The following is a 21,092-nucleotide window of genomic DNA, read 5'->3' on the forward strand; positions in this document are numbered from 1 at the left end:
ACGGGTGATGAATCGGTCCCTCCGGGCCGTGAGACAACCAGGAAAGCCGCCGCAATGCCCGTACTGAACCGTATCGCTTCTTATGCCGGGGAAATGAAGGGCTGGCGTCAGCATATCCATGCCCGGCCCGAGCTGGAATTCAACTGTCACGAGACCGCGGCCTTCATCGTCGAACGGCTGCGGGAATTTGGCGTCGATGAGATCCATGAGGGGATCGCGAAATCCGGCGTTGTGGCGATCATCAAGGGGCGCGGAGCGGGGCCGGTGATCGGGCTCAGGGCCGATATGGATGCGCTGCCGATCACCGAGCTGACCGGGGCGGACCATGCCTCGACCGTGCCGGGCCGCATGCATGCATGCGGTCATGACGGGCATGTGGCGATGCTGCTGGGGGCAGCGAAATACCTTGCCGAGACCCGCAACTTCGTCGGTGATGTCGCGCTTCTGTTCCAGCCGGCCGAGGAAGATGGCGGTGGCGGCGAGGTGATGGTGAAAGAGGGCGTGATGGATCGCTTCAACATTGCCCGCGTCTTCGGGATCCATAATGCGCCGAACCTGGCGCTTGGAAATTTCCAGACCACGCCGGGGCCGATCATGGCATCGGTCGATACGGCCTGGGTCACGGTGACGGGCCGTGGCGGCCATGCAGCGACGCCGCATGAATGCGTCGATCCGGTGGTGGCAATCGTGGCCATGGTCCAGGCGGTGCAGACCATCATCCCGAGAAACGTCTATGCGCTGGACGAGGCGGTGATCTCGGTCACGATGATCAATGCGGGTTCCGCCTCGAACATCATTCCCGAAAGCGGCACTTTCGCCGCCACGATCCGCGCCTTTCGCCCCGATGTGCGCGATCTTCTGAAAAAGCGCTTTCTTGAGATCGTCTCGGGCACCGCGACCGCTTTCGGCGTCGAGGCCGAGGTGAATTACGAATGGGGCTATCCGGCCACCATCAATGACGAGAAAGAGACCGAATTCGCGGCCTCGGTCGCGCGCGAGATTTCGGGTGATGCGGCGGTGAATGATCAGTCAAATCGCGAGATGGGATCCGAGGATTTCTCTTATATGCTGGAGGCGCGTCCCGGATCTTATCTCTTCCTCGGCATCGGGCCGGGGGCGGGGCTGCATCACCCGGCCTATGATTTCAACGATGAGGCCGCGCCGATCGGCGCAAGCTTCCTCGCCCGCCTTGTCGAAAAGTCGCAACCGATCCCGGGGTAAGGCCGGTTTTTGCCGGTGTCTGGCCCTGATCGGTCCCCGGCCAGAACAGGAGCATAACAGATGTGGCGGTTTCTTCTCCTTTCGGTGCTGGCCTTCGGGCCAGCCACCATCTTCGATGCCAGGGCGGCGGCGGCTCAGGATCAGAGCGGCAGCTTTCGCAGCCCATCAGACAATATCCACTGCTATTATGATTCATCTGAGGGCGATCTCTGGCTGCGCTGTGACATGGCAGAGGGCAAACAGACCTATACCGTGCCGCCCGAGGATTGCGATCTTGACTGGGGTATGTCCTTCCTGCTCGGCGAGACCGGGCCGGCAGAGCTGACCTGTCACGGCGATACGGTCCGCGATCCTCGTTCGGCGGTTCTGGGCTATGGGGCAGAGCTGGTGATCGGTGAGATAATTTGCCAGTCGGAAAAGACCGGTCTGACCTGCCGGAATGGCGAAGGCCATGGCTTCCACCTCGCGAAGGCCGGTCAGAAAATGTTCTGAACCAGGGTGTTATGGCTTTTTTGTTCCAGCGCGCCAGAATCAGGCGGCTGGCGCTTCCCGCGCGATCAGGGCAGGATCGGATCCTGGAATTCCGGGCGCAGGGCCGATCACGATGAGACAGACCGATATCGCCGGCTGGCAGCTGGTGCTGGTGATCTGGGGCGAGAAATACGGCGCTCAGGATGTGAATGGCCTTGTCGCGGCCGTGCGCGAAACTTCGGCGGGGCTGCAGCGCGTGCTGCTGATCACCGACCGGCCCCGGGAAGGGCTGGCAGACGGGATCGGCACGCTGGCCTTCCCGCCCGAATTCCTTCAGCCTGCATGGATGCGCGGCGGCTGCCAGGCCAAGCTCGCCATGTTCTGCCCGGGGCTTGTGCCCGGGGATCTGCCGGCGATTTATCTGGATCTTGATACGGTTGTGCTGGGCGATCTGTCGCCGCTGATCCGGCGGCGCAGCGACCCGGATGCGATCTCGATCCTGCAAAGCACGGTTCTGCCTTTTGGCGCGGCATCACGGGTGCTGCACCGGCTGACCGCAGGCCGGCGCTATGCACGTGGCAACAGCTCGGTCGTGGTCTGGCAACCAGGGCGGTGCGATTACATCGCCGGGCAATTCCTCACCATGGCAAAGGGCAGGGAGGATTTCACCGGTACCCCGATGCGGGCGGATGAGCGCTTTATCTCCTGGGTGGCGCAGCCGGTGATCTCGGCGGTGCCGCGCGATATGGTCGTGAAGCTCCCTGCCGAATTCATGTTGCCCTGGCTCTGGCTGGGGCGGCTATACGGCGCGCTGCCATGGGTGCGGCGGCGGCGCGCGCGTCTTGCCGCCATCACGCTCCCCGGGGCCGAGGTCAAGGCCGGGACGCTGGCGGATCTGCCGGAAGGCAGCGAAGTGGTGGACCGCAAGGGGCGGCGCATGATCTGGTCGGATGCCTGGCTTGGGCCGGTGCGCCAAAGGCTGTTGCAGGCCATCCGCGCAGCAGGCGGCAAGGGGGGCTCGTCTTCCTGACCCCGGGCTCCGGGACCGCTGCGCCCCCTTGACCCGCGCCGTCGCGCACGGCAGGGGTTATCCATGCTGCCCCAGGATAAACTCGCCCGCATCACCCAACGATTTGAATATGTCGAGGCCCGGCTGAATGCCGGCGCCGCGGCAAGCGAGATTGCCGCGCTGAGCCGTGAATATTCCGACCTGAAGCCGGTCGTCACGGGGATCGCGGCCTGGATGCGGGCCCGCGCCGATCTGGCCGAGGCCGAGGCCATGCTCGGTGATCCCGAAATGCGCGCGCTGGCGGAAGAAGAACTCCCGCGTCTGCGCGAGGCATTGCCCGAAATGGAACATCGGCTGCGCCTCGCGCTATTGCCGAAAGATGCCGCCGATCAGCGTCCGGCGATCCTCGAGATCCGCCCCGGAACCGGCGGCGAGGAGGCGAGCCTTTTCGCAGGCGACCTTGCCCGCATGTATCAGCGCTATTCAGAAGCCCAGGGCTGGCGGTTCGAAGTGCTGGAAAGCCAGACCACGGATCTGGGCGGCGTCAGGGAATTCACCGCCCATATCCAGGGCACCGGGGTCTATGCGAAGCTGAAATACGAATCCGGCGTCCACCGCGTGCAGCGCGTGCCCGAGACCGAGGCAGGGGGGCGCATCCATACCTCGGCCGCGACCGTCGCCGTTTTGCCCGAGGCGGAAGAGGTCGATATCGACATCCCGGCCTCGGATATCCGGATCGACACGATGCGGGCCTCGGGCGCCGGGGGCCAGCATGTGAACACCACCGACTCGGCAGTCAGGATCACCCATTTGCCCACCGGCATCATCGTGACCTCGTCGGAAAAATCTCAGCATCAGAACCGCGCCAATGCGATGGCGGTGCTGCGCGCCCGCCTGTTTGAGATCGAGCGCGACCGGCTGGCCCGTGAACGCGCCGCCGACCGCAAATCGCAGGTCGGCAGCGGAGACCGCTCGGAACGCATCCGCACCTATAATTTCCCGCAGGGCCGGATGACCGATCACCGGATCAACCTTACGCTCTATGCGCTGAACCAGATCATGCAGGGCGATCTGGACGAGGTGATCCAGGCGCTGAGTGCCCATGACCAGGCCAGCAGGCTGGCCGAGGAAGAGGCATGAGCACCGGCCCGGGCCGTCTGGCGAAACTGGTGCTGGCGGAGGCCGTGGCGCAGCTGCGCGCGGCAGGGGTCGAAGATCCGGCCCGTGATGCGCGGCTTTTGCTGGCACATGCCATCGGGATCGGGCCTGAACGGCTTTTGCTGCATCTGGCGGATCCGCTGGATCATGGCTCTGCGTCCCGGTTCGATGCCGCGGTTCTTGCCCGCGCCGCCCGCATGCCCGTATCGCAGATCGTCGGCCAGCGGCTGTTTTACGGTCGCAGTTTCATCGTCACAGCCGACACGCTCGACCCGCGCCCCGAGACCGAGATCCTGATCAGCGAAGCGCTGCGGCTGCCATTCTCGCAGGTGATCGATCTTGGCACCGGGACAGGGGCGATCCTTCTGACCCTGCTTGCAGAAAACCCTGCGGCGACGGGGATTGCGACCGATATCTCGGCTGCGGCGCTCGACGTGGCGCGGCGCAATGCCGAAGCACTTGACCTGAGCGGGCGGGCAGATTTCGTCCGGACAAGCTGGCTCGACGGCGTCACGGAAAAGGCCGATCTGATCGTCTCGAACCCGCCTTATATCACGCTCGACGCCATGGCCGGCCTTGAGCCCGAAGTCCGCGATCATGAGCCCCATCTCGCGCTGACCGATTTCGGCGACGGGCTGAGCGCTTACCGCGCCATTGCGACCCAGGCCCCCGCAGCCCTGCGGCCTGGCGGCCGGCTGATCGTCGAAATCGGCTGGGATCAGGGCAGGGCGGTGGCCGAGATCTTTGCCGCCGGTGGCTTTAAAAATGTAGACATAATTCAGGATTTTGACGGCAAAGACAGGGTTGTCAGCGCCAGCGCTGCGGTCTGATCTGCGTCTTTGCCGACCTTAGTAAGCGGGGCATATGCTGATATTGCGCGTCTTGAACCCGGCAAATGGGCAACTATATCGTATTTCACCGAAAAAACCCTGTGGATGAGTGCATTTCCCGGCAGAATCAGCTTGCCAGACTGCGGCTCACATGGTTTAGCAAATTCATGCGGTGGATCTGGCGCTGGCCGCGCCCTTCCCGCAAAACCGATCCCGCCCCTGCATTTCCCGTCGCACAAAGCGGCATTATGGGGGCCACGGTGATCCCTGGACATTAGGCAAAGATGCGCTCTTCCAAGAAACGCTCGCGTTCAAATCAGAACCGCCCGCGCTCGCTCGGCAATATCGTCAACCGTGTGTTCGATTCGTCGGGTCCTGAAGGCAAGGTGCGGGGAACGCCGCAGCAGATTATCGAAAAATACCAGACGCTGGCGCGGGATGCGCAGCTGTCGAATGACCGCGTGGCGGCAGAGAATTTCCTCCAGCATGCCGAGCATTATACAAGGATGCTGGCCGAGGCGCAGCGCGAGCTTGCTGTCGAGCAGGAAGCCCGCCAGCAGCAATATCAGCAAAGCGGCACCGGCCAGAGCTCTGGCAACCAGAATTCCGGCAACCAGAATGGCGGCCAATATGGCAACCAGAACGGCGGCAATCGCGACAATCGCGAGCGTGGAGAGCGTGACAACCGCAATGAGCGCGGCGACCGCTTTGAGCGCAACGATGGCCGAAATGACAGCCGCGGTGAAACCCGTAATGATGGCCGCAATGACCACCGCGGGGACAACCGGGGTGAAGGCCGTAACGAGGGCCGGAATGAGACCCGCGCTGAAGGGCGCAACGAGAACCGGAACGACTCGCGCAATGAACTGCGCGGCGAAGGTCGTAGCGAAGGACGGGAGCCGCGCCATCAGCGCGAGGACACCCGCCAGCCGGATCTGATTTCAGATGTGATCGATTTTGGTTCGGATAATAGCGGCCTCGTTGATCTTCCCGAACGTGGCGCCCCGGCGCCCGCACCTTCGGAACCGGTACTGTCCGGCGGGGAGAGCGCGCCCGCTCCGACCCCCGAGACCGCTGCAGATACGCCGCTTTTCGCCACTGCCAGCAAATCGGCCGAGGCCGGCGAAGAGCCTGCAGCCGCACCTGCCGCGAGCGAATCTGCCGCGACCGAATCTTCACCTACGGGTCGCGCCGCGCGTGGTCCGCGCGCGCCGCGCGCTGAGAAACCTGCCGAAAAACCTGCGAAAGCCGAGCGTCCCGCCGGCAGCCGTGCGCCACGCGCCAATACCCGTCGTGAGGCTGACGAAGCTGCCGGGCCTGCGGAGGTTGCCGAGATCGAAAAGCCGCGTCGCGTCAGCCGCCCGCGCAAGACCGCCAGTGGCCCGGATACCCCCGAAGCCGCCGAGTGAAGGAAAGAAAGGCCGCCCCGGGGCGGCCTTTTTATTTTCCCGCAGACTGGCGTGGCACTGTCGGCGGGTGCTCAGTGTCGCCTCTGCTCGGGACCGCACGCGTCCTTTTATAGAGAAGCGATGGGCGAGCCGGAAATGAGCCCAACCTGATATGACGGATTGAACGGCCCGGCCCGGACAGGCCTTTTCACTGTCAAAGGCAAATGACCTTGCCTGTGCCGAACAAGGTCTATGATGCAAAGCAGAGGCCTGTCCGGCGGGTGCATGTGCTGGCCGCCGATCTGAACTGGAAACCCAAAGCTGACAATCCGGCAGAGCACTGCGCGATCTCCCCCTGCAAAGTGGAAGGGTTGCGCCGGTAGCGCGCCAGTCAGACCTGGTTCGCGGCACCTGCGGTCTGGCCTCGCAACGGGGGGGCAACCGTCAGGTCGCCAGCATGGGATGGTGACCTCCCGCAAGGTTCTGGCCTCGTGGGTGTCTGACACGCCGGAACGGCGCTTCTGCTTTGCTGCGCTGAACGCAGCCCCCCACCGCTTCGCCGCAGCAAAGCGCGCGATCAGGCGACGCATCTCAGGGTGCTGAATTAGTCCCGCCACTGGAACAGTGTTCACCTTTGCCTTTCGATGACGGCGGTGATGCGGGGCACAGATGAGGCGAACGGTGCTGTGTCCAGCTATGTTGATCCGGTTCAGGCTGATCCAGATCCTGTTTTCGATCCGGTCCGCGCGTCAGGTGATGGAGAAGATGCAGGTTAACCTGCTGTTTCTCTGGTTTGTGGGGCCTGGGCTTGATGATGCAGGCTGGGTGACGGTTGTGTTCACGAAGAACCATGACCCTCTGTTGAACAGCGCGATGTCGCACAGGGTCATGGCAGCATCGCGAAGTGAAGCCGCTTCTGTCGGATGGTCGAGGCAATCCACTGCCGCCAATGACCAGCCCACGACGACGGGGCCCGATCCGATGCGCCGCACAAAACCCAGCCCCCGCAATAGCGAAGTCTCCTTCAGGGGCGAGAAGCGCTCGAATGCGACCCGGGCCTCGACAACGTGTCCGGTTGCACGGCTTTACAAGAAAGAACCCGGCAGCAGGAGCATGCTGTGCTTCATCGGAGGAGGTGGATCAGTGAAGGCTCAGGGGGATCATTTTCCCGAAGACCGCTCTTACGGACATGACGCAGGTTCCGCCATCGGTTCGAGGAACATGCCGATTGCGCAGCGGGCTGATCGTCCAGGCGGATCTGACCCGCGCAACGGGCGTGCCGAGCGGCAGTCCGCGATCGACCTTTCGCCATTCGCCAGACTTGAGCTGGCGGCTGACGCCCGGCGCCGACAAAGGCTATGACGCGGCAGAGTTCGTTGCCGAACTGCGCGAGGCCCGCGTCACGCCCCATATCGCAAAGAAATCAGGTTATTCAGCGATTGATGAGCGCACCGCAAGGCACAAGGGCTACACCCTGTCCCACAGGCATCGCAAACGGATCGCAGAGGCTTTCGGCTGGGCCAAACCCGCCAAATAGGTCAGATGCACAAACCAAAGCCCTGAAAGGGCAAAGAACAACATTCTCAGCCCGGTGCTAAATCAGCGGCCTGTCAGACCACGCCTTCCCTGAGCGCCTGTTCGCCTTGCTGAAAGACACATGCGTCATCTGCACGGCGGTCAGATTGGCTCACAGGCCCGGGGACGGCTCCCGCGATGGGGCGTCCTGAAACATCATCGAAACTGATCCGCGAGCGGACCAACAGCGCAAATCAGCCGAACAACTGTCCAGAGATCAGGGCGAAACTCAAAGTATCTCGTCGGAGGCGATGTTGCTGCCAGCCTCGGCAGCCACCGACCCGTCAGCCTTCAGGTTCCGGCCGAAATATTGCGGGCCAGCGCGCAAAAGGCTTCCAGCCCGATTTCTTCGGCCCGCGCAGTCGGCGCGATTCCAACCGATTCCAGCCGCGCCTCGACATCAGGCGCGAGGCCCTTCAGCGAGGAACGCAGCATCTTGCGGCGCTGATTGAAGGCCATGGCGGTAATCCGGTTCAGCACTTTGCCATCGGCCGGAAAGCGCGGCTCCTCGAGCCGGGTCAGATGCACCACCGCCGAATGCACCTTCGGCGCCGGGGTGAAGGCTTCCGGCGGCAGGGTCATGACAATCTTCGCATCGGTCCGCCAGCCCGCCAACAGCGCCAGCCGACCGTAATGGTCGCTGCCGGGCTTTGCCACGATCCGTTCGGCCACCTCTTTCTGAAACATCAGCGTCAGGCTCTGCCAGAAAGGGGGCCAGACCGGCGGCGACAGCCAGCGGATCAGAAGCTCGGTGCCGATATTATAGGGCAGGTTGGCCGCAATCTTTACCGGTGCGGTCAGATGCGCCGCCACATCCAGCTCCAGCGCATCGCCATGCAGCACCGTCAGCCGCCCCGGATAGGCCGCAGCGATCTCGGCCAGCGCCGGCAGCGCCCGCGCGTCCTTTTCAACCGCAACCACATGGCGGGCGCCTTCGGCCAGCAGCCCACGCGTGAGCCCGCCGGGCCCGGGCCCGATCTCAAGGACATCGGAGCCGCTCAGATCGCCCGCCGAACGGGCAATCTTCGAGGTGAGATTAAGGTCGAGCAGGAAATTCTGCCCCAGTTGCTTTTTCGCGACCAGGTCATGGGCGCGGATCACTTCGCGCAGTGGCGGCAGCCCGTCTATCGTCGCCAAAGCTCCGCTCCTGTCTTTCTCTTGATCCAGATATTCCGGGGGGCGGGGCCGACCCCGATTATATGCCCCCCGGGCTTGCCCGTCAGCCTGATATCAGGGCCGGCGGATCAGCGCCGCATGGCGCAGTTCCTCGAGATAATTCTCGGCCAGACCATCGAGCTTCTGGTTCATCAGAACCTCTTTCACCCGCTCGCGGTTCGGTGGCGGATCCATGACCGGCTGCCGTTTGCACAGCATGATCAGCCGCCGCCAGCCATCACCGCGCGGCTTTGTCACAAACTCCCCCTGATCCAGCTTTGCAAGATCAAGCGCAATCTCGGGCGAGATTTCCGACAATGCCTGTGTCCGGATCGTCAGATTGTCGGCCGGCAAGCCCTTTGCCAGGGCGTAAAGGTCGTTGCAGACATCCGAGCCCGCGCTGACCCGCACCAGTTCTTCCATCGAATCCGGGATCAGGAAATCGGCCCATTCCACCGTGACGCTGATCGGCGCGGCCTTTTCATCCGTGGCAATCGCGCGCAGCTGGAACAGAACCACCGCCCCCGGCACCGAGATGGGCGCCGAGGTCTTCCCCGGCGACAGCGCCAGCAGCTGCGAGGAAATCGCAGGCGGCAGGTTGGAAAGCTGAAGCCAGTCGGGCACGCGGCCGCCGGTCGGCGCGGTGGGCGCCGCCGAATAGTTGCGCGCCGCCGCCGCGAAGGCGCTTTCGGATTTGACCTCGCGCGAGAGCCGCTCTGCCAGTGCCATCGCCTCGGCCTCACGGCCGGGTTCGGCCGGGATCACCAGCTCTGAGACCTGAACCTTCATCGCCTTTGGCCGGGTCGCGGCTTCCAGGAACTTGTCGACATCGGCGTCGGAGGCCGGCACTCGCCCGGCAAAACGATCGCGCACCACCTGGCGCCACAAGGCACCGGCCTGGACGAAATCGCGATAGGTTTCGGCCGAGACACCGGCCTTGGCCAGTTCCGCAATCAGCTGTTCGGCGGTCAGATTGGCGCGGGTGGCGAATTCTTCCATCCCCGCAGTCAGCTCTTCCGGCTTCAGCTTAACGCCAAGCCGTTTCGCCTCGCTCATCCGCAGCCGGTCGTCGATCAGCGATTTCACCGCTTCGGTTTCAGGATCGCCCGGCGCATTCAGGATCTGGAGGAAACGCGCGCGCTGCGTCACCTCATATTCGGTGATCACCTGCTCATTCACATAGACCCGCGGTGCAAACAGGTTCTGCGCCAGCGCGGGCTGTGCAAAAACCACCGGCGCGACCAGCGGTGCGGCGAATGCCGCGCTCATGACTGCGCTCATGATCGCGCCCCTGACCGTGCACATGTCCGGGGCTTTCATCAGGACCAGTCCCGATTTCGCATTGCGCAGCCTGTTGCGCGGGGTGTTCTCAGCTTTTACCATCTGTCCGACCGCCTGCCCGTAGTCTCTTGTCAGCTCGTAATCTCTGGCAAACCTGTGACTGACAGGGCCAATCGGGGCCCGCCGCCGCAGCTTTCCTCTTATCCCTGCCTGCCACTCCCGAAGCCGGGGCGCAAGCCCTGCCTGCCTGACCCGCCCCGGTCGGGCGGCGCCTTGCGCGGCGATCAGTAGCAGCGTCGCGACGGGCCAGCCTTCTGGCCGCTGCCGAAGCCGATCAGATCGACGGAAAGGCCGAAGGACGTGGTGGGGGTCACACTATCTGACGAGGTGAAACGCCGCGAGAGGGAAACATCCACCACAACGCATTCATTGCGGAACTCCAGCCCCAGGCCTGCAATGGTGCCGCGGCTCTGGTTGAAATCATAGCGCCCTTCGGCCTTGGCCGCGAGGGCAGGGTTCACCCGCCAGACCGCATCAAAGGTCAGCTCGCGCGTCGGGTCGGGGCGGTTTTCCTCGATATCCGCGACCGCCCAGAGTGCGGAAGATGACAGGGTCACTGTCTCATTCGCGGCGCTCAGCCGCAGCTCGGCCTTGCTGAGTTCAAGATCATTGTCAAAAACCGTGCGCCCGGTGGCAGAGAGACCATTCGGGAGCCCCACGGTCGCCGCCAGCAGCCAGTCGGAATTCAGCCCGCCAAGGCCCGATCCGGGGCTGAAGCTGTCGCTGTCATTGCGCCGGAACACCTTGCCCAGCGTGAAACCTGCATTCCAGCCCGCCGGATCATAGCGCGTCCAGGTCAGCCCGACATTGGCGCGGCTGGATTGTTCAATCGCATCCGCCCCGGGAAAGCGGTCAAGCGCATAAATATTGCCCTCGTCAAACTCGACCAGCACCGAATCCTCATTGGGCAGGCCAGAGCGGTCACGGGTCGCGCCGATCAGCTGGATCACCGGCTCGATCACATGGGTCGCGCCTGAGGCGGTCGCCTTGACCAGGGGCCAGCGCAGCTCCAGCCCGGCCGCCGCATGGGCACGGGTATAGCGGCCGGCAAAAACCGCATCCTGGCGCAGACGATAGGCGTCAATCTGGCTTTCGCCGAGAATCGTCGCCACGAGGCCCTGATCCGAGACAAAGCTGCGGCGCCAGTCGAACCGCGCAGAAAGCCGGCTCACGTCACGGCCATCGGCGATCCCGTCGGCTTTCGCCGGATCACTGCTGTCAAACGGGTTCGACGAGGTGCGGTAATGCGAATGCCATTGCAGCCGGAACCCCCCGAGGCCCCCGATCGGACCCAGCGAGAACCGCCGGTGAAAGGTCAGATCGGTCGCAAGCGCGGGGAGGGTGTCATTGTCCTCGTCATCCCGAAGCGACTGGAAGCTGACCATCCTTGCCGAGAAAAACCCGTTGCGGCGCACCCGGCTGATCTCGGCCCGGCTGTCGAGCCGGTCGGTATCGGAATAGCCGTAATCCAGCAGATAGGCATTGTCCGATGTGGCCTGGATATCGAAGGTCAGCCGGAAATCTTCGGGCAGCTGAAAGCCGCCCCGGGCACGGACCCAGCCGCGCGTTGCGTCTTCGGTCAGCTTGTCCTTCGTTACGGAGCCTTCAAGCTGGATCGCGCCGGTCCGGAAGGCCTGACGATAGCGCAGTTCCAGAGTCTGACTGTCGCGGGTGGTGACATAGGGCGTGAGCGTGACATCGCGGCTTTCCCCAAGCGCGATGAAATAGGGCAGTTTCAGCCCCGAGCCGAGGCTCGATGTCGTGCGCAGCCGGGGCGCCAGAAAGCCGGTCGCCCTTTCGCGGGTGGAATCGGGCAGGCGCAGACGCGGGATATAGGCCACCGGCATCCCGGCGACGCGGAATTGGGCGTTTTCAAAGAAGATCATCCGCTCTTCAGCGTCATGGATCACGCGTTTCGCCCGGATCTCCCACAAAGGCGTCGGATGGCTGGCGCAGACCTTGCAGCTTGAGGCGACCACATTCGACATTGCCGAATAGCGCCCGCCGATCCGCGCGATATTGCCCGCCGCCAGTTGCAGCTGCCGGTCCAGAACGACACGGGCGCTCTGCAGGATCCCCTCATTCATATCGGCGGAAAGTTCGGCCTGCGAGGCGAGGATCAATACGCTGCCATCGGCATCGGTCAGGCTCAGCGGCCCTTCGATCAAAAGCCTGTCGGTCGATTTGTCATAGATGACCCGCGTGGCCGAAAGCCGGTAGCCGCCTTGCAGCACCTCGACCTTGCCCGAAGCGACGAGTCGGTTGTTACCCTCGATTTCCAGCCGGTCAGAGATCAGAGTGGCGCGGTCATCGGTTGCCTGCGCCAGAAGCGGCGCGGTGGAGCATAAAAGCGAGACGGCCAGCGATGCGACGAGGCGGCGTATCCGCATATCAGCCGTCCTCCAGATGCAACAAAAGACCAAGCGCCAGCATCACCGCTGCAAGCGGCGGGCTCCACGCGGCCAGTGATACCGGAATCTGGCCACTGTCGCCAAGGGCCTGCGCGAAATTCCTGAGGAAGAAGAGCGCGAATCCGGCAAGGATGGCGTAAAGCACACGGATGCCGGTTTTGCCGGCGCGGGTGTGGCGCATGGTGAAGCCTGCGGCAACCAGTACCATCGCGGTCAGCAAAAGCGGCTGGGCCAGCTCCATCTGGAACCACAGACGGTAGGCGCGGGCGGAAAAACCGGCTTGCTCCAGGTCTTTGATGTAATTCGGCAATTGCCAGACCGGCACGGCCGAAGGCGTGCCGAAACTGTCGCGGATCCGTTCGGGCGTCAGGTCCGTGGGCAGGCGGGTGCCATCGGGCCAGGATTTGACCGACAGTTCGGGATTGTCGGCGTTCAGGTTCCAGACCCTGGCGCCGGAGAGGATCCAGGCGCCCTTGACCAGTTTCGCACTGGTGGTCTCGATCCGGGTGACCGGCAATCCCTGTTCGCCAAAGGTCAGGAAGGTCACGCGGGTCAGTTCGGTTCCGTCGAAATTGGCGCGTCCGGCCTGGATCACCGTCTGGCCATAGCTGCCACCCTGGCGCAGCCAGAGCCCGGCATCTGACACCGACAGGACCGAACTGCCATCCGCCGCATAGCGGGCTGAGAGGTCATCATACGCGCGCGAGGTCGCCGCCACCATCGGGTTCAGCACCGCGACCGCCATCAGCCCGATCAGCGTCGCCACCACCACCGGCGTCGCAAGAAAGCGCATCCCCGAACGCCCGGCCGCCCGCACCACCACCAGCTCGGAAGAGCGCGCCAGCGACAGGAACATCGCGATGGACCCCATCACGAAGATCAATGGCAGGATGCGGTACAGGGTTTCGGGCACATTCAGGATCGAGAGATGGAACGCATCGCCAAGACCTGCGCCCTTGCCCGAGAATTTGCGCAGCTGCTCGATCATGTCGATCAGCATCAGGATGCCGAAAAATACCAGAAACACCTGGCCCACGGTCATCGCAAAACGGCGCGCGATATAGAGGGAAAGCGTCATGCAACGCCTCCGGTCTGGGGGCCGGCTTCGGCCTGTGCTGCGCGGATGCAGCGCGGGCGCCCGGCATACCACAGCATCACCGTGGCCAGAACGATACCCAGGATCGGCGCTGCATAGACCAGTGGCCAGCGGATTTCCGACCGCAATGCCGCGCCCGAACCGGCGGTATTGACCAGTTGCAGCAGGATGATCAGCAGTACCGCCAGCCCGATCTGGCGCCACAGCCCGAAGCGCGAATAGCCCCCGAGCATCAGCGCGGCAAAGCCAAGCAGCGGCGCCGCGATCCCAAGCAACGAAGTCGCGATCCGGCCATGGCCTTCCTCCAGCAGCTTTGCCCGGCTCTCGCCGGTCTCGGCCTGCAGGTCTGGCCCGGCCATCAGCAGATCGGGCGTCGATACTTCACGCAGGCTGCGCAGGCGGGTCGCCTTGGCGCCAACGATTCCCGCCATATCAAGGGTGAAATCGGAGAATCGCGTCACTGAAAGCCGCGCGCTTCCGTCCTGGGCCAGGTTTTGCGCCATCCCGTCCAGCATCACGAGGCGTGGCCCTTCTTCGCCGCGCACAATCAGTGCCTGGCGGGCAGTATAGGTGACGCGCTCCCTCGGGTTGCGGTCATCGGCAAGGAAAATGTCATTCAGCTCGCCCAACTGGCTGATTTCGCGAATGTAAAGTGTGACCCCGGCGGCGGGATGCATGAAGCGCCCTTCATTGAGAAACCGCGCGGTGACGTTTTCCGAGATTTCGGCCGAGCGGGCGGTCAGCCGGGCCTGGCTTCTGGGGACGAGGAAATTCGTCAGGGCCATCTGCATCGCGAAAACACAGATCCCGAAGAACAGCACGGGCCGCGCAAGGCGAAAGGCCGAAAAGCCGGTCGCCTGCATCACCACCAGCTCTGAATCCTGCATCAGCCGGTTCACCGCATAAAGACAGGCGGCAAAGGCCGAGACCGGCAGCACCAGGCGGATCACATTCGGCAGGGTCAGAAGCGAGAATTCGACAAAGACCAGCGCGGTCTGACCGTCACCGATCAGCTGGTCAAAAAGCCCCACTGCGCGATTGACCCAATAGACCGCCACCAGCACAAGGCTGAAGAAGCCGAACAGGGCCAGAAGCTGGGAAAGCAGATAGCGGTCGAATTTCGACAAGTGGGATACCGGAAGTCGCAATCTGCGGGCACGCGGGCCGGCAGGGGGAGTGGCTGTTTCGGCGCCGACCCTAGCCGATATCTCGGTCAGGGAAAACTCATATCTGGTCAAGCGCCGTCCGGGGGGCTAGCTTTGGGCGAAAGTGCGGAAATACCGGTCGCCGGCCCTTGATTTTCGTGCTGAAATCATCTTCTTTCGCAGGGAAATCAACATCATGTCGCATCCTGTTCAGATCCGTTTTGAAGATTCCGATAAGGGGGATCTCACGGATCTTACCGGACGGATCGCCCTTTTCGCCGATGCCGCAGGCGCCTTGTCGCCCATGGCGCGCAAGCTGGACCGCGCGGCAAAAGGCGCGCTGACCCGCGCGGTCGGGTCAGAGGCTTTCGGCAAGCTCAAACCTGGCGAAGCGCTGGAGCTGGCCTTTCCCGCCGGGCTCGCAGCGGATGCGGTGCAAATCCTGCGCCTGCCAAAGCGCACCGATGCGGAAGCCGCGCGCAAAGCCGGCGCCAGCATTGGGGCGGCGCATCGCGACAAGGCGCTGACGGTTCTGGCCGAGACCCATCCGCGCGCGGCAGAAATTGCCTTCGGCCTCGCGCTGCGGGCCTATGAATTCGAGATCTACCGCTCTGGCGAGAAAAAGGACTTTGGGCCGGTTTCTTTCTGTGTCGCAAAACCCGAAGAGGTCGCGGCCGAGGCCGCCCCCTTTGCCGCGCTGGCAGAAGGGGTGTTCTTCACCCGCGATCTGATCAATGAGCCTGCAAATGTGCTGAACACCTATGAATTCGCCGCCCGGCTGGCTGCGATGGGGGAACTGGGCCTTGAGGTCGAGATCCTTGAGGAAGAAGAGCTGGAAAAGCTGGGGATGCGGGCGCTGCTGGGGGTTGGTCAGGGATCGGAAAGCCCGTCCAAGGTCGTGGTCATGCAATGGAAGGGCGGCGCAAAAGACGAGCCGCCACTGGCGCTTGTGGGCAAGGGCGTCTGTTTCGACACCGGTGGCATCAGCCTGAAACCTGCGGTCGGTATGGAAGACATGGTGATGGATATGGGCGGCGCCGCCACCGTGGCCGGGGTGATGCGGACGCTTGCGCTGCGCAAAGCAAAGACCAATGTGGTCGGACTGGTGGGTCTTGTCGAGAACATGCCTGACGGCAAGGCACAAAGGCCCGGCGACGTAGTGCGCTCGATGAAGGGCGACACGATCGAGGTGATCAATACCGATGCCGAGGGCCGGCTCGTCCTGGCGGATGTGCTCTGGTACACGCAGGAGCGGTTTGCGCCGCGCGGGATGATTGATCTGGCGACCCTGACGGGCGCGGTGATCGTGGCGCTTGGCGATGAGAATGCCGGGGTGTTTTCCAATGATGACACGCTGTGCAACGCCTTCCTGAAGGCGGCGGCGGGCGAGAATGAGGGCGCATGGCGGCTGCCTCTGGGCGCGGTCTATGACCGGATGCTGAAAAGCCGGGTCGCCGATATGCGCAATTCCTGCGGGCGCGATGCCGGCTCGATCACCGCCGCGCAGTTCCTGCAGCGCTTTGTGAAACCCGATACGCCCTGGATCCATCTGGACATCGCCGGCACCGCCTGGGCGAAATCGGGAACCGAGTTCAGCCCGAAAGGCGCGACCGGCTGGGGCGTCAGGGCGCTGAACCGGCTGATCCAGGACCGGTTCGAGGGCTGATCCGCCCATGGGCGCGGTAAAATTCTACCATCTGACGGCGCGCAGTCTTGCCGAGGCTGCGCGCCCGATCCTGACCCAGGCTCTGGGTCAGGGCTGGAATGTGATGCTGCGCGGCCCGGATCCTGCGTTGCTGGAGCGGCTGGATATGCAACTCTGGCTGGAGCCGAGGGAGGGGTTTCTGCCGCATGGGCTTGCGGGGGGCGATCATGATGCCCTCCAGCCGGTGTTGCTGGGCACGGGGGCCGCGGTCAATGGCGCGAAGGCGGTGATGCTTCTGGCGGGATCACCGGTCGATCCGGGCGAGGCGGCATCGATGGAGCGCGTCTGGCTTTTGTTCGAGGGCGCCGATGAGCGGCAGATGCAGGCGGCGCGGGCGGAATGGAAAGCGGTGGTCGCGGCCGGGCTGGTGGCGGAATACTGGTCGGACGCTTCGGGGCGGTGGGAGATGAAGACCTCGACCGGCGGTGCTGCTGGCTGACGGTGCGCGCCCGCTGCGGGAGTATTTATGTCAGGTGGAAGCTGGCAGGGCTTCAGCGCGTCAGGATCATGCGATCGCCTTCGATGCGGATCGAGAAGCGGCGCAGGTAATCCATGCCAAGGAGCGAGCCGTCCATTTCCCCCTCATTCACCCAGGCGTCCATGGAGCGGTCAGTGAAGGGGCCGAAATCGATTTCATCAAGCGTGACGCGGGCGGTTCGCACGATGCCGTTGGCGGTAGAGGCCTCGCCGAAATAGCGCAGCTCATCAGGGTGGAAGCCCAGCCGTTCCGCATCGCGGCGCGAGATCACCATATTGGTGGCGCCGGTATCCACCATGAAGAAGACTTCGGTGCCGTTGATGTCGAGGGCGGCGTAGAAATGGCCATCAGCGGCGCGGCGCAACACCATCTCGCCGGCCTCGCTCGCCATCTGGCGCGGGCGGTTCTCGCCCTGGATATCCTTCCAGAGCCCATAGCCTGCGGCAAGGCCGACGAAGATCAGCCCCCAGGCGGCGAAGGTGCGCAGCGCCGTACCGAAGCGACCGCGATATTCGACCAGGATCCAGCTCCCAAGTGCCGCCACCAGCAGGCTGAGATAGATGACGCGCGGCCAGAGCTCTGAATCCATTTGGGTCTCCTTTGGGCCGACTATGGCGTAAAGGCGGGCGGGCTGGAAGGGCGTCAGCCGGTGATCAACCCGGTCTGGCGCACCCCGTCGATCACGAACTGGACAGAAAGCGCGGCGAGCAGCATGCCCAGAAGCCGGGTGATCACCACGGTGCCGGTGCGGCCAAGCAGGCGCTCCAGCAGCGGCGAGGCGAGGAAGAAGAGGAAGGTCACCAGCATAATCGCCGCGAGGAGGAGAAGGACGGCGAGTTTGGCGCTCCAGGCCTCGCCCGCCTGGCCCATCAGGAGGATCATGGTGGCGATGGCACCGGGGCCGGCGATCAGCGGTGTCGCGAGCGGGAAAACCGAGGGGTCATGATCGGGATCGGCCTGCTGGCCTTCGCGGCGCTGCGTGCGGCGCTCGAACAGCATGTCGAGGGCGGTGAGAAACAAAAGGATGCCACCGGCAATGCGGAAAGCCGGCATCGAAATGCCGATGAAGTTCAGGATCACCTCGCCGAAGAGACCGAAGATCAGCAAAAGGGCGGCAGCGATCAGGCAGGCGCGGCGTGCCATGGCGCGGCGATGGCCTGGGTCCATCCCCTGCGTCAGCGCAATAAACAGCGGCACGAGGCCCGGCGGGTCGATCACCACGAAAAGCGTGGCAAAGGCGGTGATCAGAAAGGCGCTGTCCATGGCTGACTGTCAGGGGGGAAACCCGTTCCCGTCAACCGGCTTTCACAGCTCCGGGCGGCAGAAATGCAAAAGGGGAAGGCGCCTGGCCTTCCCCTTTTACGGTAAGTTCCGACCCGGCTTATTTGCCGAGGGTAACGAAGCGATGCGCGTCTTCGATGAAGGCCTTGTCGAGGAAAGGCGCTTCATTCGAGCCGAACGGCATCTGCGCCTGGAGTTTCCAGCTGGCGGGGAGGTTGAACGCGGCGGTCAGGGCCGCATCGGCGATCGGCGAATAGTGCTGCAGGCTGGCACCGATGCCTTCTTCGGCAAGCGCGGTCCAGACGGCAAGCTGCGCCATGCCGGCGGAATGCAGCGAGAAGCCCGGGAAAGCATCGGCATAGAGCGGGAAGTTTTCCTGCAGGCCCTTGATCGTGTCCTGGTCTTCATAGAACAGAACAGTGCCGACACCGGCTGCGAAGGATTTCAGCTTGGCCTCGGTCGAAGCGAAAGCCTCGGCCGGAACGATCTTGCGCAGTTCGGCATCGATCAGCGACCAGACTTTCTCGCTGTCGGCGCCGAAGAGGATCACGGCGCGCGAGCTTTGCGAGTTGAAGGACGAGGGGGCCTGGCGGATCGCCTCTTTGATCAGCGCTTCTATCTGATCTTTCGACAGGGTGACGTTGCGGCCAAGTGCATATTGGGTGCGGCGCTTGGTCAGGGCTTCGATGGTCTTCGACATTTTCAGGTGCCTATCTGGATGCCGCGTTGCGGCGTTTGCGTTGACACCTATCAACTATCGCACCAGAAGAATTTCAAGACGGCTTGAATGTGCAGAGATGAACAGTTCGGGTTCATCTCTGCGGCCATTATGGATTGGCTTTCTCCAGCGCCTCCTGGGCGTTGATCCAGAGAGATTCGGCGCGGTCCAACGCCTCCATCACTTCGGCATATTTCCGGTTCCAGACCCCCAGATCGCCTTTACGGTCATCCTCGTACAGCGCCGGATCCGCAAGTTTCACCGCCAGTTTCGAGCGCATATCCTCGATCTTGGCGACGCGTTCTTCGCATTTCCGGAGCTCGGCCTTCAGCGCGGTCATTTCCTCGCGGCTGGCCTTTTTCACCACAGGCGCGGCTTTCGCGGGTTTCAGGGCCTCATCCGGGGTCAGAAGCAGACGGCGGTAATCCTCGAGATCGCCATTATAGGGCTCGACCGCGCCGCCTTTCACCAGCCAGAGCCGGTCGGCCACAAGCGACAGCAGATGCATGTCATGGCTGACAAGGATGACCGCGCCGGAATATTCGGTCAGCGCCTCCACGAGCGCCTCGCGGCTTTCGATATCGAGGTGGTTCGTCGGTTCGTCGAGGATCAGCATATGCGGCGCGTCGATGGTCGCAAGCAGCAGCGAGAGCCGTGCTTTCTGCCCGCCCGAAAGCCGCCCCACGGCCGTTTCCGCCTGATCGGCGCCGAGGCCAAAGCCTGCAAGCCGCGCGCGCAGTTTCGCCTGATGCTCGGAGGGACGCAGGCGCTGGATATGCTGCAGCGGCGTTTCGTCGATATAGAGCTCATCGACCTGGTGCTGCGCGAAATAGCCGATGCGCAGCTTTGAGGACCGGGTGACGCTGCCGCCCGACTCTTTCAGCTTGCCGGCAAGCAGCTTCGACAGCGTCGATTTGCCCTCACCATTGCGGCCCAGAAGCGCGATCCGGTCATCCTGGTCGATCCGGAGCGAGAGTTTTTTCAGAACCGGCGGCCCGTCATAGCCCACGCTCGCGCCATCCAGCGTCAGGATCGGCGGCGAGAGCTCTTCCGGTGCAGGGAAGGTGAAAACCACCCGCGCCGCATCTTCCGGCGCGGTGATCGAGGTCATTTTCTCAAGCATCTTCACGCGGCTCTGAGCCTGCGTCGCTTTCGAGGCCTTTGCCTTGAAACGGTCAACAAAGCTTTGCAGATGGGCGCGGCGGGCCTCCTGCTTTTTGGCTTCGGCGGCCTGGAGGGCGCGGCGCTCGGCCATCTGGCGGGCGAATTGATCATAACCGCCCTGCCAATAGGTGAGCTTTTTGGCGTCGAGATGCAGGATGCCCTGCACCGCGCGGTTCAGCAGGCCGCGATCATGGCTGATGATGATAACGGTATGGGGGTATTTCTGAAGGTAAGCCTCCAGCCAGAGCGCGCCTTCAAGGTCGAGATAGTTGGTCGGCTCGTCCAGCAGCAAAAGATCGGGCTGCGCGAAAAGAACCCCGGCCAGCGCGACCCGCATCCGCCAGCCGCCGGAAAAAGCCGAACAGGGCATGAGCTGCTGATCCGCGTCAAAGCCAAGACCTTTCAGGATCGAAGAGGCGCGGCCCTCTGCCGACCAGGCGTCGATGTCACTCAGACGCGACTGGATCTCTGCAATCCGGGCCGGGTCGGTCGCGGTCTCGGATTCCAGGATCAGGCTCGCGCGCTCGGTATCGGCGGCGAGAACCGTATCGAGAAGCGAGGTCTCGGACGAGGGCACCTCCTGCGCGACGCCACCGATCTTTGCGCGGCTGGGCAGCGAGATATCGCCGCCCTCCAGCGCGAGCTGACCCCGGATCAGCCGGAAAAGGGTGGTCTTGCCGGCGCCGTTGCGCCCGACAAGGCCGACCTTGTGGCCGGTGGGAATAGTGGCCGAGGCCCCTTCGAACAGGGGGCGGCCTTCGACGGAATAGGTGATGTCAGAGATGCGCAACATGGCGCCCGCCTTGCCAGCGCCCGCGTCTCAGGTCAACCGGGATCAGCCAGAGATCAGCAGGGAAGCCGCGCTTTTGGCCCAAAGCCGCGGCGCGGCTCCGGTCCGGAAGGCGCGGGTGGGGGCAGGCCTGCTGATGCAGGCCTGCGGTCGGCA

At 63.6% G+C, this 21,092-nt stretch carries 17 protein-coding genes and 1 pseudogene; 9 read left to right on the forward strand and 9 right to left on the reverse strand.

Annotation, left to right across the window (positions count from 1 at the left end):
- The first annotated feature begins 54 nt into the window (after positions 1–54).
- From M3484_RS01320 to M3484_RS23880, 7 genes and pseudogenes are all read left to right on the forward strand, one after another.
- Positions 55–1,221: a M20 aminoacylase family protein gene (locus M3484_RS01320; protein WP_249495424.1), complete on the forward strand. Its 1,167-nt coding sequence runs from the start codon at positions 55–57 to the stop codon at positions 1,219–1,221.
- Between the two features lie 60 nt (positions 1,222–1,281).
- Positions 1,282–1,713 carry a DUF6636 domain-containing protein gene (locus M3484_RS01325; protein ID WP_249495425.1) on the forward strand — a complete coding sequence of 144 codons (432 nt, stop codon included), beginning with the start codon at positions 1,282–1,284 and terminating at the stop codon, positions 1,711–1,713.
- 112 nt (positions 1,714–1,825) lie between these two features.
- Positions 1,826–2,722 (forward strand): hypothetical protein, encoded by an 897-nt coding sequence (locus M3484_RS01330; protein WP_249495426.1) that lies wholly within the window; start codon positions 1,826–1,828, stop codon positions 2,720–2,722.
- Positions 2,723–2,785: 63 nt separating this feature from the next.
- Entirely contained in the window at positions 2,786–3,841 is a 1,056-nt protein-coding gene (prfA, locus tag M3484_RS01335) for a peptide chain release factor 1 (protein WP_249495427.1), read from the forward strand.
- Positions 3,838–4,689: a peptide chain release factor N(5)-glutamine methyltransferase gene (gene prmC, locus M3484_RS01340; RefSeq protein WP_249495428.1), complete on the forward strand. Its 852-nt coding sequence runs from the start codon at positions 3,838–3,840 to the stop codon at positions 4,687–4,689. The genes prfA and prmC overlap by 4 nt, the downstream gene beginning before the upstream one ends.
- 284 nt (positions 4,690–4,973) lie before the next feature.
- Positions 4,974–6,098, forward strand: coding sequence for a DUF4167 domain-containing protein (locus M3484_RS01345; protein WP_249495429.1), 1,125 nt, complete (start codon positions 4,974–4,976; stop codon positions 6,096–6,098).
- Positions 6,099–6,752: 654 nt separating this feature from the next.
- A pseudogene (locus M3484_RS23880) lies at positions 6,753–7,614 on the forward strand (transposase); the annotation flags it as partial.
- A 329-nt stretch (positions 7,615–7,943) separates the two neighbouring features.
- On the opposite strand, the gene rsmA reads toward M3484_RS23880, so the two are convergent.
- The 5 genes from rsmA to lptF form a co-directional block, all read right to left on the reverse strand.
- The gene (rsmA, locus tag M3484_RS01355) at positions 7,944–8,789 is read right to left on the reverse strand and encodes a 16S rRNA (adenine(1518)-N(6)/adenine(1519)-N(6))-dimethyltransferase RsmA (protein ID WP_249495431.1); all 846 of its coding nucleotides are present in this window, start codon (positions 8,787–8,789) and stop codon (positions 7,944–7,946) included.
- 93 nt (positions 8,790–8,882) lie between these two features.
- Positions 8,883–10,076, reverse strand: coding sequence for a peptidylprolyl isomerase (locus M3484_RS01360; RefSeq protein ID WP_249495432.1), 1,194 nt, complete (start codon positions 10,074–10,076; stop codon positions 8,883–8,885).
- A 296-nt stretch (positions 10,077–10,372) separates the two neighbouring features.
- Positions 10,373–12,538 carry an LPS-assembly protein LptD gene (locus M3484_RS01365; RefSeq protein ID WP_249495433.1) on the reverse strand — a complete coding sequence of 722 codons (2,166 nt, stop codon included), beginning with the start codon at positions 12,536–12,538 and terminating at the stop codon, positions 10,373–10,375.
- 1 nt (position 12,539) lies between these two features.
- Positions 12,540–13,637 carry an LPS export ABC transporter permease LptG gene (gene lptG, locus M3484_RS01370; protein ID WP_249495434.1) on the reverse strand — a complete coding sequence of 366 codons (1,098 nt, stop codon included), beginning with the start codon at positions 13,635–13,637 and terminating at the stop codon, positions 12,540–12,542.
- The gene (gene lptF / locus M3484_RS01375) at positions 13,634–14,782 is read right to left on the reverse strand and encodes an LPS export ABC transporter permease LptF (RefSeq protein ID WP_249495435.1); all 1,149 of its coding nucleotides are present in this window, start codon (positions 14,780–14,782) and stop codon (positions 13,634–13,636) included. The genes lptG and lptF overlap by 4 nt, the downstream gene beginning before the upstream one ends.
- A 214-nt stretch (positions 14,783–14,996) precedes the next feature.
- On the opposite strand from lptF, the gene M3484_RS01380 reads away from it, so the two are divergent.
- Together M3484_RS01380 and M3484_RS01385 are read left to right on the forward strand one after the other, a co-directional pair.
- Positions 14,997–16,466, forward strand: coding sequence for a leucyl aminopeptidase (locus tag M3484_RS01380; protein ID WP_249495436.1), 1,470 nt, complete (start codon positions 14,997–14,999; stop codon positions 16,464–16,466).
- 7 nt (positions 16,467–16,473) lie between these two features.
- A complete protein-coding gene (locus tag M3484_RS01385) occupies positions 16,474–16,944 on the forward strand; it encodes a DNA polymerase III subunit chi (protein ID WP_249495437.1) in 471 nt (156 codons plus the stop codon).
- Positions 16,945–16,996: 52 nt separating this feature from the next.
- Here M3484_RS01385 and M3484_RS01390 read toward each other — a convergent pair whose 3' ends face one another.
- The 4 genes from M3484_RS01390 to M3484_RS01405 form a co-directional block, all read right to left on the reverse strand.
- The gene (locus tag M3484_RS01390; protein ID WP_249495438.1) at positions 16,997–17,572 is read right to left on the reverse strand and encodes a retropepsin-like aspartic protease family protein; all 576 of its coding nucleotides are present in this window, start codon (positions 17,570–17,572) and stop codon (positions 16,997–16,999) included.
- 53 nt (positions 17,573–17,625) lie between these two features.
- Positions 17,626–18,246 carry a MarC family protein gene (locus M3484_RS01395; protein ID WP_092897795.1) on the reverse strand — a complete coding sequence of 207 codons (621 nt, stop codon included), beginning with the start codon at positions 18,244–18,246 and terminating at the stop codon, positions 17,626–17,628.
- A gap of 118 nt (positions 18,247–18,364) precedes the next feature.
- A complete protein-coding gene (locus M3484_RS01400; protein ID WP_092897793.1) occupies positions 18,365–18,964 on the reverse strand; it encodes a nitroreductase family protein in 600 nt (199 codons plus the stop codon).
- Between the two features lie 127 nt (positions 18,965–19,091).
- Positions 19,092–20,939 (reverse strand): ABC-F family ATP-binding cassette domain-containing protein, encoded by a 1,848-nt coding sequence (locus M3484_RS01405; RefSeq protein WP_092897791.1) that lies wholly within the window; start codon positions 20,937–20,939, stop codon positions 19,092–19,094.
- Positions 20,940–21,092 lie beyond the last annotated feature (153 nt).

It is taken from the genome of Pseudomonas sp. GX19020, assembly GCF_023371075.1.
GTDB lineage: Bacteria > Pseudomonadota > Alphaproteobacteria > Rhodobacterales > Rhodobacteraceae > Pseudogemmobacter.

What these genes read in the sequence shown, in the direction of transcription:
- M3484_RS01320 (WP_249495424.1), top strand. Translation starts at nt 55, where the DNA reads ATGCCCGTACTGAACCGTATCGCTTCTTATGCCGGGGAAATGAAGGGC.
- M3484_RS01325 (WP_249495425.1), top strand. Translation starts at nt 1,282, where the DNA reads ATGTGGCGGTTTCTTCTCCTTTCGGTGCTGGCCTTCGGGCCAGCCACC.
- M3484_RS01330 (WP_249495426.1), top strand. Translation starts at nt 1,826, where the DNA reads ATGAGACAGACCGATATCGCCGGCTGGCAGCTGGTGCTGGTGATCTGG.
- prfA (WP_249495427.1), top strand. Translation starts at nt 2,786, where the DNA reads ATGCTGCCCCAGGATAAACTCGCCCGCATCACCCAACGATTTGAATAT.
- prmC (WP_249495428.1), top strand. Translation starts at nt 3,838, where the DNA reads ATGAGCACCGGCCCGGGCCGTCTGGCGAAACTGGTGCTGGCGGAGGCC.
- M3484_RS01345 (WP_249495429.1), top strand. Translation starts at nt 4,974, where the DNA reads ATGCGCTCTTCCAAGAAACGCTCGCGTTCAAATCAGAACCGCCCGCGC.
- M3484_RS01360 (WP_249495432.1), bottom strand. Translation starts at nt 10,076, where the DNA reads ATGAGCGCGGCATTCGCCGCACCGCTGGTCGCGCCGGTGGTTTTTGCA.
- M3484_RS01365 (WP_249495433.1), bottom strand. Translation starts at nt 12,538, where the DNA reads ATGCGGATACGCCGCCTCGTCGCATCGCTGGCCGTCTCGCTTTTATGC.
- lptG (WP_249495434.1), bottom strand. Translation starts at nt 13,637, where the DNA reads ATGACGCTTTCCCTCTATATCGCGCGCCGTTTTGCGATGACCGTGGGC.
- M3484_RS01380 (WP_249495436.1), top strand. Translation starts at nt 14,997, where the DNA reads ATGTCGCATCCTGTTCAGATCCGTTTTGAAGATTCCGATAAGGGGGAT.
- M3484_RS01385 (WP_249495437.1), top strand. Translation starts at nt 16,474, where the DNA reads ATGGGCGCGGTAAAATTCTACCATCTGACGGCGCGCAGTCTTGCCGAG.
- M3484_RS01390 (WP_249495438.1), bottom strand. Translation starts at nt 17,572, where the DNA reads ATGGATTCAGAGCTCTGGCCGCGCGTCATCTATCTCAGCCTGCTGGTG.
- M3484_RS01395 (WP_092897795.1), bottom strand. Translation starts at nt 18,246, where the DNA reads ATGGACAGCGCCTTTCTGATCACCGCCTTTGCCACGCTTTTCGTGGTG.
- M3484_RS01400 (WP_092897793.1), bottom strand. Translation starts at nt 18,964, where the DNA reads ATGTCGAAGACCATCGAAGCCCTGACCAAGCGCCGCACCCAATATGCA.
- M3484_RS01405 (WP_092897791.1), bottom strand. Translation starts at nt 20,939, where the DNA reads ATGTTGCGCATCTCTGACATCACCTATTCCGTCGAAGGCCGCCCCCTG.